Annotated in this window: 10 protein-coding genes and 1 other annotated feature; of the genes, 7 read left to right on the top strand and 3 right to left on the bottom strand. The window is 44.8% G+C overall.

Translation table 11 applies throughout. From position 1 onward, the window contains the following. Positions 1-211 precede the first annotated feature (211 nt). Positions 212-1,576 carry an MATE family efflux transporter gene (locus ASU35_RS13055; protein ID WP_058353440.1) on the top strand — a complete coding sequence of 455 codons (1,365 nt, stop codon included), beginning with the start codon at positions 212-214 and terminating at the stop codon, positions 1,574-1,576. A gap of 57 nt (positions 1,577-1,633) precedes the next feature. Here the strand turns inward: ASU35_RS13055 and ASU35_RS13050 are convergent, their stop codons facing one another. Further along, on the bottom strand, positions 1,634-2,038 hold the full coding sequence (locus tag ASU35_RS13050) for a helix-turn-helix domain-containing protein (protein ID WP_083504303.1): 405 nt from the start codon (positions 2,036-2,038) through the stop codon (positions 1,634-1,636). 525 nt (positions 2,039-2,563) lie between these two features. Here ASU35_RS13050 and aspS point away from each other — a divergent pair. From aspS to leuS, 6 genes are all read left to right on the top strand, one after another. Next, positions 2,564-3,847 carry an aspartate--tRNA(Asn) ligase gene (aspS, locus tag ASU35_RS13045; protein ID WP_058353439.1) on the top strand — a complete coding sequence of 428 codons (1,284 nt, stop codon included), beginning with the start codon at positions 2,564-2,566 and terminating at the stop codon, positions 3,845-3,847. A gap of 11 nt (positions 3,848-3,858) precedes the next feature. Further along, complete coding sequence (gene gatC / locus ASU35_RS13040; RefSeq protein ID WP_058353438.1) at positions 3,859-4,155, top strand: Asp-tRNA(Asn)/Glu-tRNA(Gln) amidotransferase subunit GatC; 297 nt, start codon at positions 3,859-3,861, stop codon at positions 4,153-4,155. Positions 4,156-4,173: 18 nt separating this feature from the next. Then, positions 4,174-5,625, top strand: a complete 1,452-nt coding sequence (gatA, locus tag ASU35_RS13035) for an Asp-tRNA(Asn)/Glu-tRNA(Gln) amidotransferase subunit GatA (protein ID WP_058353437.1) — start codon at positions 4,174-4,176, stop codon at positions 5,623-5,625. 1 nt (position 5,626) lies between these two features. Continuing rightward, positions 5,627-7,057 carry an Asp-tRNA(Asn)/Glu-tRNA(Gln) amidotransferase subunit GatB gene (gene gatB / locus ASU35_RS13030; protein WP_058353436.1) on the top strand — a complete coding sequence of 477 codons (1,431 nt, stop codon included), beginning with the start codon at positions 5,627-5,629 and terminating at the stop codon, positions 7,055-7,057. Between the two features lie 58 nt (positions 7,058-7,115). Further along, the gene (locus ASU35_RS13025; protein WP_058353435.1) at positions 7,116-7,478 is read left to right on the top strand and encodes a PilZ domain-containing protein; all 363 of its coding nucleotides are present in this window, start codon (positions 7,116-7,118) and stop codon (positions 7,476-7,478) included. Positions 7,479-7,520: 42 nt separating this feature from the next. After that, positions 7,521-7,767 (top strand) — a binding site (T-box leader). Positions 7,768-7,827: 60 nt separating this feature from the next. After that, positions 7,828-10,239, top strand: a complete 2,412-nt coding sequence (leuS, locus tag ASU35_RS13020; RefSeq protein WP_058353447.1) for a leucine--tRNA ligase — start codon at positions 7,828-7,830, stop codon at positions 10,237-10,239. 58 nt (positions 10,240-10,297) lie between these two features. On the opposite strand, the gene ASU35_RS13015 is transcribed toward leuS, so the two are convergent. Together ASU35_RS13015 and ASU35_RS13010 are read right to left on the bottom strand one after the other, a co-directional pair. Further along, positions 10,298-11,437 (bottom strand): aminotransferase class V-fold PLP-dependent enzyme, encoded by a 1,140-nt coding sequence (locus ASU35_RS13015; RefSeq protein WP_058353434.1) that lies wholly within the window; start codon positions 11,435-11,437, stop codon positions 10,298-10,300. Further along, positions 11,434-12,219, bottom strand: coding sequence for an acyl-CoA dehydratase activase (locus ASU35_RS13010; protein WP_058353433.1), 786 nt, complete (start codon positions 12,217-12,219; stop codon positions 11,434-11,436). Before ASU35_RS13010 ends, ASU35_RS13015 begins: the two co-directional genes overlap by 4 nt. Positions 12,220-12,226 lie beyond the last annotated feature (7 nt).

Genomic DNA, 12,226 nt, shown 5'->3' with positions numbered 1-12,226 from the left:
CCTTCCGAAATCCAACTTAATTTTTTGAAAAAAGTGTCTTGACAAATGGGTTCACTTTATTTTGAACTTAGTGCATAGGCGTGGTTGAGGAACATATTCATGCGTTTGTCGTGCGTAATTTAAAGAAATTCTTGTATTTCTCTCAGAATTACGGTATAATAAAAAGGTTAGCGAAAATTGAGATGATGAGAAGAGCAAATAGGAGATTTTTATGAGTGAACCAAAGATAGCAGAAAATAAAATGGGTGTCATGCCAGTGCCGAAGCTTTTGGTTAGTATGTCGCTGCCGATGATGATATCCATGCTGGTGCAGGCTCTGTATAATATCGTAGATAGTATTTTTGTTGCAAGAATCAGTGAAAATGCACTGACGGCAGTATCTCTGGCCTTTCCGATACAGAATCTGATGATTGCAGTAGCCTCGGGTACAGCAGTAGGTATTAATGCCCTGTTATCCAGAAGCCTGGGAGAGAAAAAATTTGAAGAGGCAGATAAGGCAGCAGAAAATGGTCTGTTTCTTGCTCTGGTAAGCTATATTGCCTTTGCTATATTCGGTGTATTTGGCTCTAGAATCTATTTTGAAAGCCAGACAGATGTAGCTGAGATTGTAGAATACGGCGTAGAATATATGTCGATTGTACTGATTGTATCTATGGGGCTCTTTTTTGCGATTACTCAGGAGAGGCTTTTACAGGCAACCGGTAACAGCTTTTATTCCATGATTTCCCAGATTAGCGGGGCGTTGACCAATATTGTTATGGACCCGATTTTGATTTTTGGACTGTTGGGGATGCCAAAGCTTGGAGTAGCAGGTGCGGCGATAGCGACAGTTATGGGACAGCTAGTATCTATGGTGGTAAGTCTTTGCCTGAATTTGTGGAAAAACAAGGAAATTCATCTGAGTATCCGTGGATTTAAGCCGGATTTGCGAATTATCAGTATTATTTATACGGTAGGTGTGCCGTCAGCCATTATGATGGCGATTGGCTCTATTCTGACCTATTATTATAATAAAATACTGTTGCTGTTTTCATCAACGGCAGTGTCTGTATACGGAGTTTATTTTAAGCTGAACAGCTTTATCTTTATGCCGGTATTTGGCCTTAACAGCGGTATGATACCGATTATTGCCTATAATTACGGTGCAAGGAATAAAAAGAGGATTTTGGATACGACTAAGCTGAGTGTTGCGGTAGCAACGGCTATTATGATACTGGGAATTATTATTTTCCAGACAATTCCGGATAAGCTGCTGGGGATGTTTGACGCCTCAGAAAATATGCTGGAGATAGGGGTAACAGCCTTTCGGATTGTTTCCATAAGCTTTATTTTTGCCGGTTATAATATTATTATCGGTTCTGTATTTCAGGCCTTTGGAAATGGTGTATACAGTCTTATCGTTTCCGTTGTGCGTCAGCTAGTTGTGATTCTGCCGGTAGCGTATTTCCTGGCAATTAATTTTGGATTGGATGAGATATGGTGGTCCTATCCATTGTCAGAAATTGTGGCAGTGATTTTAAGTACAGTATTTTTTATCCGGCTGTATCGCCAGAAAATCCGATATATAGAAAATTAAAAAGAGCTGCTGCGGTGTATACTGCGGTAGCTCTTTGGTGTGAACTCACTAATTTGTTTATAAATCCTGCTTGCCTTCGCCCTTTTCCTTGGTAGAACTAAAGGAGCTATTGCTCCATGGGCGACGCTTATAGGTCTCCAGACTGTCAAAAAGAGTCTTGATAAGCGAAAAGGCAGCGTCTATATCTCGCGGATCCCTATTTTCCAACAGGCGGTACAAGGAGTACGCGACCACAGAATTTGTGTATTTTCCTGTGTAGGAATCTGCTAACAGGTAATCTACAGTAACTCCCAGAGCATTAACAATTTCGAGCAGAACATCAAGAGAAACACTTCGTTCACCACGCTCGATTTGTCCTATATAGGCGGAAGAAACATGTACATTTTCAGCCAACTGCTCTTGAGTCAAATTAAGTTTCAACCGTTCTTCCCGAATTCGGCTTCCCATCGACAAGTAATTCATATTATTCCTCCAGTATTAAGTTACAAATTAGCCTATTATTATATTATCATGTCAAAAAATGTAAAAAATATACGGAAACTATTAAAAAAAAGCCATTAGTTATAAATTAAAGCGAATAGTTTTTTTATAGAACAAACAATTTGAAAAAATGCTTGCAATTTAAAAATGCATGTGGTAATCTATCAAATAAATAAATTTGAATATCGGCTATGACGAAGACTAAGTCCTACTGAGTGCGTTGTAAGACAGGAAAGTGGTGCCACCGACTGAGAGCCCGCTATGGATGCTAGGTGGGAGGAGGAACACTTCTGAGCTCGCAGGCTGAACTTTAAGTAGGTCTGTGCGTGGTACGCGTTAAGTGCATGAAAGTGGGAAAGCAAAGAAGCTTTCCAATGCGGGTGGTACCGCGGATTATTTTGATAAACCGTCCCGGAGTTTTATACTCCGGGATTTTTTTATTCGATAGGAAAATTTGCCTTACAACTCATTTTATCCATATTTTAACAGATTCAGGAGGGAAAGAAAATGGAATTTATGAAAAAAGCATTTGGAGAAATCGTTACTGTAAATGGAGCAATTCATAATGTCCGGGATATGGGCGAGGTAATTTTTGTAATTCTTAGAAGAAGGGAAGGGCTGGTACAGTGTGTCCTGAAGCACTCCGACATGGAGGCGGTAGAAAAACAGATCAGGGAGGGAGCCTGCGTTACTGTTGAGGGGGTTTTAATAGAGGAGCAAAGGGCACCACAGGGAGCAGAAATACAGGTACAGAGGATAACCTTCTTATCTATGCCGGCAGAGGCGATGCCAGTTCCGATTGGAAAGTGGAGGCTTAATACCTCCTTGGAGACAAAGCTTTCCCTACGGCCGGTAACTCTTCGGAATATCCGGGAGAGAGCGAAATTCAAGATACAGGAGGGAATTGTGCGGGGCTTCCGTGACTTTCTCTATCAGGAGGGCTTTACAGAAATCCGTACACCAAAGCTGGGAGCCAGAGGAGCTGAAGGTGGTTCTAACCTGTTCCGGCTGGACTATTTTGGGAAAAAGGCCGTACTGGCACAGAGCCCACAGTTCTATAAGCAGATGATGGTAGGTGTATATGACAGAGTCTTTGAGACAGGACCGGTATTTCGTGCCGAAAAGCACAATACAAAGCGGCATCTAAATGAATATACTAGTCTGGATTTTGAGATGGGCTATATCAGTGGCTTTGAGGATATCATGACAATGGAAACCGGCTTTTTAAAATACACGATGGAGCTTTTACAAAAGGAGTATGCTAAGGAGCTTAATATTCTGGGGATTGCTCTACCGGAGATAAGGGAGATTCCAAGGGTACGCTTTGATGACGCGAAACGGCTGGTTTCGGAAAAATATAACCGGCCTATCCGTAACCCTTATGATTTAGAGCCGGAGGAGGAGCATCTGATAGGCTGCTACTTTAAGGAAGAATATGCTTCGGATTTTGTGTTTGTAACCCATTATCCATCTAAGAAAAGACCTTTTTATGCGATGGATGACCCGGAGGATACGACCTTTACCTTAAGCTTTGACCTTTTGTTTAAGGGAATGGAGATTACCACAGGCGGTCAGCGTATTCACGATTATAAAATGCTGATGGAGAAGATAGAAAAGCGTGACATGACATCTGAGGGTATGGAAACCTACCTGATGGCCTTTAAATATGGCATGCCGCCGCATGGAGGCCTGGGTATTGGTTTAGAGCGTTTTACCATGCAGCTTTTAGGAGAAGACAATGTAAGGGAGGCTACGATGTTCCCAAGAGATTTAAACAGATTAGAACCATAAGGAGAGAAAAAATGGCAAATCAGATTTCAGATGAAACAATGGAGTATGTAGGCATTCTTGCAAAGCTATCCTTGACACCGGAGGAAAGTGAAGAGGCAAAGCACGATATGGAACGGATGCTAGACTATATTGATAAATTAAATGAGCTGGATACGGAAGGGGTAGAACCGATGTCCCATGTATTTCCGGTAGAAAATGTATTCCGCGAGGATGAGGTAGTACCGTATGCCGGAGGCCGGGAGGAGATTCTGGCTAATGCACCGGCAAAAAAGGACGGAAGCTTTGTAGTACCAAAAACAGTGGAATAGCAGAAAGGAGGAAATGACGTGGGTCTGACGGAATTAACAGCTGTGGAGCTGGGAGAGAAGATTAAAAAGGGTGAAGTAACGGCAGTAGAAGCCATGCAGGCCGTACTTGCAAGGATAAAGGAAAAGGAAGAAGTTATCAATGCTTATGTTACCGTTGATGAAGCAGATGCCCTGAAGCGGGCAGAAGAGGTACAGAAAAGGATTGAAGCAGGCGAGCTAACCCATCCCCTGGCAGGGGTTCCGGTTGCGATAAAGGATAACCTTTGTACGAAGGGAATGAAGACAACCTGCAGCTCAAAAATACTGGAGAATTTTATACCGGTATATACGGCAACGGCGGTAGAAAAGCTTACGGAAGCCGGAGCCGTTATTATTGGTAAAACCAATATGGATGAATTCGCCATGGGAAGCACAACGGAGACCTCAGCCTATGGTGTTACGAGAAATCCAAGGAATACAGACTATGTACCGGGTGGCTCCTCTGGCGGCTCCTGTGCAGCAGTGGCAGCAGAGGAATGCTTTTTTGCCCTTGGCTCAGATACCGGCGGCTCTATCCGGCAGCCAAGTGCCTACTGCGGTGTAACAGGCATTAAGCCGACCTATGGTACCGTGTCCCGGTATGGACTGGTGGCCTACGGCTCTTCCCTTGACCAGATTGGGCCGATTGGCAAGGATGTCAGGGATTGTGCGGTAATTCTGGAGACTATTGCCGGTCACGATAAGAAGGACAGCACCTCGGTAAAACGGGGAGAAGCTGATTTTTCCAAGGCATTGATTCATGATGTGGCAGGGATGAAAATCGGCATTCCAAGGGATTACTTTGGAGAAGGGCTGGATAAAGAGGTAAAGGAGTCTGTACTGGCAGCAGCAGAGCTTTTGAAGCAGTGTGGGGCTGTTGTGGAGGAATTTGATTTAAGCCTTGTAGAGTATGTAATACCGGCTTATTATGTCATTGCCTCTGCGGAAGCAAGCTCCAACCTGGAGCGGTTTGACGGCGTGAAATATGGCTACCGTACAAAGGAGTTCGACGGGCTTCACGATATGTATAAAAAATCCCGCTCCGAGGGCTTTGGAAAGGAAGTAAAGCGAAGAATCATGCTGGGCTCCTTTGTCTTAAGCTCTGGCTACTATGAGGCCTATTATCTGAAGACTCTGCGGACGAAGGCACTGATAAAGAAAGCCTTTGATAAGGCCTTTAAAAGCTATGATATGATACTTTCCCCTGTGGCACCGACAACGGCACCGAAGCTGGGAGAAAGTCTAAAGGATCCATTAAAGATGTATCTGGGCGATATTTACACCGTATCGGTGAATCTGGCGGGGCTTCCGGCTGTCAGTCTGCCTTGCGGTGTAGGCAAAAATAATCTGCCGATAGGTCTGCAGCTGATTGGCAATGCATTTGAAGAAAAGAAGCTGATACAGGCAGCCTATACGTTAGAACAGACCTTAAAGAGACAGGAGGTAGAATAGGATGAAACAGTATGAAACCGTGATTGGTCTGGAGGTTCATGTGGAGCTTGCGACCAAAACAAAGATTTTCTGCTCCTGCTCCACTCAGTTTGGCGGAGCACCGAATGCTCACACCTGTCCGGTCTGCACCGGTATGCCTGGTTCTCTTCCGGTTCTTAATAAAAAGGTGGTAGAGCATGCTGTGGCTGTGGGGCTGGCAACAAATTGTGAAATTACAAGGTACAGTAAATTTGATAGAAAGAATTATTTTTACCCGGATAATCCACAGAACTACCAGATTTCCCAGCTGTATGAGCCAATCTGCCGAAATGGAGGGATTGAGATAGAGACTAGGGCAGGGAAAAAGGTTATCGGCATTCATGAAATCCATATGGAGGAGGACGCAGGAAAGCTGATTCACGATGAATGGGGTGACTGCTCCCTGGTAGATTATAACCGTTCCGGTGTACCGTTAATTGAAATCGTATCAGAGCCGGATATGCGTTCTGCAGATGAGGTAATTGCCTATCTGGAGAAGCTGAGACTGATTATCCAGTATCTGGGAGCCTCTGACTGCAAGCTTCAGGAGAGCTCCATGCGTGCAGATGTCAACCTGTCGGTAAGGGAAATAGGGGCAGAAGATTTTGGCACAAGAACTGAGATGAAGAACTTAAATTCCTTTAAGGCGATCCGTCGGGCTATCGAGGGTGAAAGAGAGCGTCAGATTGAGCTTCTGGAGGATGGAAAGGCAGTGGTACAGGAGACAAGACGCTGGGATGACAATAAGGAGATGTCCTATCCGATGCGTTCTAAGGAGGATGCCAAGGATTATCGTTATTTTCCGGAGCCGGATTTAATGCCTTTAGTTATCAGCGATGAGTGGCTTGAGGAAATTAAGGGCCGCCAGCCGGAGCTTCGTGATGAAAAAATGGAGCGGTATGCAAGGGAATTTGATATTCCGGAATATGATATTGCTATTTTAACGGGAACAAAGAAGCTGGCAGACATCTTTGAAGCAACAACCACCCTGTGCGGCAAGCCAAAAAAGGTGTCCAACTGGCTGATGGTAGAAACGATGCGGCTGTTAAAGGAAAGGAACATGGATGCCGAGGATATTTCCTTTTCACCCAAGCATCTGGCAGACCTGATTGAACTGGTGGAGGCCAGGGAAATCAACGGTACGGTGGCGAAGGAGGTTTTTGAACGGATTTTTGCCGAAAATATTGATCCGGTAAGCTATGTAGAAGAAAAGGGCTTGAAAACCGTCAGTGACGAAGGGGCCTTAAGAGAGACGATACAGCGGATTATGGAAGAAAATCCTCAGTCCGTAACGGATTATAAGAATGGAAAAACCAAGGCCATGGGCTTTTTGACCGGACAAACCATGAAGGCGATGAAGGGAAAGGCCGATCCGGCTGTAATCAACAAAATTCTTCTTGAACTGATCTCCTAAATGGGGTAAAATAGTACTACGGATAAGACCATCGGGTAAATAGAAGGAGGAGCAGGTAATGGAGGAAAAAAGAAGACATAAAAGAATGCCGGCAGAGTTATATCTGGATATATCTTCTCTGTTTAAGCAGGATAATGTAAAGGTAGACAATGTTCACGCACCGATTGAGGTTATTGATGTATCTAAGAGCGGCATTGGCTTTAGGTCAAGCAGTATTCTTCCGGTTGGTTACTATTTCAATGCACGTCTGGTACTGGGAGACAAGATGGATTCCAGCTTAAACTGTGTAGTGCAGATTATTCGCAACCAGCTGTGTGAAGATGGAAAATATAAGTATGGCTGTGAATTTGTTGGTCATGCCGGAGTTCTGGATTATATTTTTGACGAATATGAAAAGAGGCTTTCTGGAGAACAGAAGTAACGGCTTGACAAGGAAAGAAGATTGCGATAGAATAATGTTCAGTGAATGGCTGGGATAAGGAATAGTAAGGATGGAAGGCTTTTTCAGAGAGCTGCCGGCGGGTGTAAGGCAGCAGCATAGGAAGTCCTGAACTCGCCTTGGAGCTCTTTTTCTGAAGCAGTATTTGTGTGTAGGAGAAAGCGGGATTTCCCGTTACAGAAAATATGAGTGCGTAAGAGTGCAGAAGCTGCCAGCAGCTGTTGGAGTCTTACGAAGTAGAGTGGTACCGCGGATATGCTCCGTCTCTATGGGCTTTGCCTGTATAGACGGAGCTTTTTATTTTTTCAACAACAAACAGGAGGAATTTTTTATGGCAACACCTTATAAACATAAGGAAGTAGAGAAAAAATGGCGTGAGACTTGGGAAAAGAACCCGGTCAACGTAAATGATGGCAAAAAGCCAAAGTATTATTGTCTGGATATGTTCCCATATCCGTCCGGCAATGGTCTTCATGTAGGTCACTGGAGAGGCTATGTAATCAGTGATGTATGGAGCCGCTATAAGCTGTTAAAGGGTTATTATATCATTCACCCAATGGGCTGGGATGCTTTTGGTCTGCCGGCAGAAAACTATGCAATTAAGATGGGTGTTCACCCTGCAAAGTCTACCGCAATCAATATTGCTAATATCAAGCGGCAGATTAATGAAATCGCTGCCCTTTATGACTGGGATATGGAGGTAAATACTACAGACCCAGAGTTCTATAAGTGGACTCAGTGGATTTTTGTGAAGATGTTTAAGGCGGGGCTGGCTTATGAAAAGGAGATGCCAATTAACTGGTGTCCATCCTGTAAGACAGGTCTTGCAAATGAAGAGGTTGTCAACGGTAAGTGCGAGCGGTGCGGTGCTGATGTAACCAAGAAAAATTTAAAGCAGTGGATGCTTCGGATTACCAAATATGCAGATCGTCTGTTAGATGACTTAGACAAGCTTGACTGGCCGGAGAAGGTTAAGAAGATGCAGTCTGACTGGATTGGCAAGTCCTATGGTGCAGAGGTTGATTTTAAGGTAGATGGAACGGATAAGGCCATCACCGTATATACAACCAGACCGGATACCCTGTACGGAGCTACCTTTATGGTACTGGCTCCGGAGCATGCGATGGCAAAGGAGCTGGCTACTTCTGAGACCCAGGAGGCAGTAGAAAAATATATTTATGAGGCTTCTATGAAGTCTAATGTAGACCGTCTGCAGGATAAGGAAAAGACCGGTGTATTCACTGGCTCCTATGCAATTAATCCAATCAATGGTGCAAAGGTTCCTATCTGGCTGTCCGACTATGTTCTGGCAGATTATGGTACAGGAGCTATCATGTGTGTTCCTGCCCATGATGACAGAGATTTTGAATTTGCAACCAAGTTTAATATTCCGATTATTCAGGTTATTTCTCCGGATGGAAAAGAGCAGGAGAACTTGACGGAACCGTATACAGAATCCGGCATTGTGATCAATTCCGGTGAATGGACCGGCAGAGATTCTGCAGAGCTTAAGAAGAATGCTCCAGGGGAAATCGAAAGCCGTGGTATCGGTAAGAAAACTACGAACTACAAGCTTCGTGACTGGGTATTCTCCAGACAGCGTTATTGGGGTGAGCCGATTCCTATTGTACACTGCGAGCACTGTGGTGCCGTTCCTGTACCGGAGGATCAGCTGCCGCTGCTTTTACCGGAGGTAGAGAGCTATCAGCCGACGGGTACCGGTGAATCACCGTTAGCAGACATCCCTGAGTGGGTAAATACAACCTGTCCGGTCTGTGGTGCTCCGGCAAGGAGAGAGACAAATACTATGCCTCAGTGGGCTGGCTCCTCCTGGTATTTCCTACGTTATGTAGACAGCAAGAACAAAGAAGAGCTGGTATCTAAGGAAAAGGCAGACAAGTACCTGCCGGTAGATATGTATATTGGTGGTGTAGAGCATGCGGTGCTTCACCTTCTGTATTCCCGTTTCTATACCAAGTTCTTACATGATATTGGTGTAGTTGATTTTGATGAGCCATTTGTAAAGCTCTTTAACCAGGGCATGATTACCGGTAAGAACGGTATTAAGATGAGTAAATCCAAAGGGAATGTAGTATCACCGGATGATCTGGTACGCGATTACGGCTGTGATTCCCTGCGTCTGTATGAGCTTTTTGTAGGACCGCCAGAACTGGATTCTGAGTGGGATGACAGAGGTATTGACGGCGTTTACCGTTTCTTAAACCGTTTCTGGAATTTGGTTCAGGACAGCAAGGATGCCAATGTAGAGGCAACCAAGGATATGTTAAAGCTTCGCCACCGGATGGTATGCGATATTACGACTCGTCTGGAAAACTTCAGCTTAAATACCGTTATCAGCGGTTTCATGGAGTACAACAATAAGTTCATCGAGCTGGCTAAGAAAACTGGAGGTATTGATAAGGAAACTCTGGGTACAGCAGTTATCCTGCTGGCACCATTTGCTCCTCATGTGGCAGCAGAGCTTTGGGAGGCTCTTGGTCATACGGAGGGCGTATTTGAGCAGAGCTGGCCGGAATATGATGAGGCTATGATGAAGGATGATGAAATCGAAATCGCAGCTCAGATTAACGGCAAGACTAAGGCTACCCTTTGCATCCCTGCCGATGCAGATAAGGATACTGCGATTGCAGCAGCTAAGGAAGCCCTGGGTGATAAGCTGACCGGCAACATTATAAAGGAAATCTACGTGCCGGGAAGAATTGTAAATATTGTAGCGAAATAATTTGAGAGATTTTAGTACCCCTGTAAAACGATACTCTTTTACAGGGGTATTTTTTGCTTTAAATCCTCTGAGAAAGCTTGCGAACAGCAAAAATGGCAGTATCAATTTCAGCTTCTGTATTGAAGTAGGAGAAACTGAAGCGGACACAGCCCTGAGCCTTAGTGCCGAGGGCTTCGTGCATCCTGGGGGCACAGTGGGCACCGGGACGAACAGCAATTTCATATTCCTGGCAAAGAAGGTCAGCGACAAGACCGGATTCCAGAGATGCAATATTTAGAGAAACGATAGGAGTCCGTGTTTTAGAGAAATCACCGTAAACAGTAATATTGGGAAGGTGCTGGATTCCCTGATAAAACCGCTTCATTAAAGCTTCTTCTCGTTCATGGATGACAGACAGGCCAGTGGAAAGGATGAAATCCACAGCTGCCTGAAGGCCTGCTATTCCATGTCCATTTAGGGTGCCTGCTTCCAGACAGGTAGGGAAGGCTTCCGGTTGGGGTTTACTGTAGCTTTGAACACCACTGCCGCCTACTTTCCATGGCTTGAGTCGAAGGCCTTCACGAATACAGAGACCTCCGGTTCCTTGGGGACCCATAAGCCCTTTATGTCCGGTGAAGCATAAAATATCAATTCCCATTTCCTCCATATAGATAGGAAGATGCCCTGCAGTCTGGGAGGCATCTACAAGAAAAAGAAGTCCATGGTTTTTAGCCAGTTTTCCAACTTGGGAAATATCAACGGCATTTCCGGTGACATTGGAAGCATGGGTGCAGATAATAGCTTTGGTATCAGGACGGATAAGAGAGGGGATAGCCTCATAAACAGGGTAGCCCTTGGCATCAGTAGGGATAAAGTCCACAGTAAGGGAAAGTTCCTTCTCTAAAAGATAAAGGGGCCGTAAAACAGAGTTGTGTTCAAGTTCGGTGGTGATTACATGGTCGCCTGCTTCTAAAATCCCATGAATGGCAATATTTAAAGCCTCTGTTGCGTTAGAGGTAAAAACAGTTTGTTCTGGAAGCGGACAGCCAAACAGCTCGGCCAGCTTTTTTCGGGTTTGAAAAATAGTAAAGGAGGCAGATAAGGAGCTTTCATGGGTACCGCGGCTGCTGTTTCCGAAGCTTTGCATGGCTTCAGTAACAGCAGAAATAACGGCATTTGGCTTTTTTAAGGTAGTAGCTGCGTTATCAAGGTATATCATAGATTGCCTTCTTTCTTTTTTAGATCAGCGGCACATAAGGCAGCACCAATGGCACCGGCATAACGGCCATTCTGACTGGAAACTACCTTAGCATGGAGGACATGTGACAGAGCATCCACGATATAGGAAACATCGCATAGTCCTCCAGTTAAGAAAATCGGAGCAGAGGATAAGTCCAGCCGACTGGTCTGGGAGGCTACCTTTTGCACAATAGACTCCACAACAGCATGGGCGATGGTTTCCTTTGTCTCACCCTGTCCAATCAGGCTGATAACCTCGGACTCTGCAAAAACAGTACACATGGAACTGATAGAAATATCGCCACCAAAGGCGGCCATCCGGCAAAGCTCATCCGGAGTTACGGCAAGGATATTAGCCATAACCTCAAGAAAACGACCGGTACCGGCAGAGCATTTATCGTTCATGATAAAATCACGGACAGATCCGCTTTCCATGCAGATAACTTTGGTATCCTGACCTCCGATATCAATAATGTTTAAGCTGGAGCTCTTTTGCAGCCAGAGAGCACCTTTTCCGTGACAGGTAATCTCTGTAACAGCCTTGTTTGCAAAAGGGACAGCAACACGTCCGTAGCCGGTAGCAACACAGTATTCCTTTGAGACATCTATTTGATGCTCCCAAAGAGCTTTCTCAATCGCTTTAGCGGTATCTACACTGCTCCAGCCGGTTGGCTGTACAAACTGGAGAAGGATTTCATTTGTATCCTCTAATACTACTGTTTTTGTGCAGGTAGAACCGATATCAATTCCAATGTATTTCATAGAACTC

It is taken from the genome of Acetivibrio ethanolgignens (genome assembly GCF_001461035.1).
In the GTDB taxonomy this organism is placed as follows: Bacteria; Bacillota; Clostridia; order Lachnospirales; family Lachnospiraceae; genus Velocimicrobium; species Velocimicrobium ethanolgignens.
The sequence above is the reverse complement of the archived record's forward strand: the minus strand, read 5'-3'. Positions and strand labels throughout refer to the sequence as shown.

Bases quoted from the DNA above. Each gene is read 5' to 3' on its own strand.
- gatB (WP_058353436.1), top strand. From the start codon at position 5,627: ATGAAACAGTATGAAACCGTGATTGGTCTGGAGGTTCATGTGGAGCTT.
- aspS (WP_058353439.1), top strand. From the start codon at position 2,564: ATGGAATTTATGAAAAAAGCATTTGGAGAAATCGTTACTGTAAATGGA.
- ASU35_RS13015 (WP_058353434.1), bottom strand. From the start codon at position 11,437: ATGATATACCTTGATAACGCAGCTACTACCTTAAAAAAGCCAAATGCC.
- ASU35_RS13025 (WP_058353435.1), top strand. From the start codon at position 7,116: ATGGAGGAAAAAAGAAGACATAAAAGAATGCCGGCAGAGTTATATCTG.
- gatC (WP_058353438.1), top strand. From the start codon at position 3,859: ATGGCAAATCAGATTTCAGATGAAACAATGGAGTATGTAGGCATTCTT.
- leuS (WP_058353447.1), top strand. From the start codon at position 7,828: ATGGCAACACCTTATAAACATAAGGAAGTAGAGAAAAAATGGCGTGAG.
- ASU35_RS13010 (WP_058353433.1), bottom strand. From the start codon at position 12,219: ATGAAATACATTGGAATTGATATCGGTTCTACCTGCACAAAAACAGTA.
- ASU35_RS13050 (WP_083504303.1), bottom strand. From the start codon at position 2,038: ATGAATTACTTGTCGATGGGAAGCCGAATTCGGGAAGAACGGTTGAAA.
- ASU35_RS13055 (WP_058353440.1), top strand. From the start codon at position 212: ATGAGTGAACCAAAGATAGCAGAAAATAAAATGGGTGTCATGCCAGTG.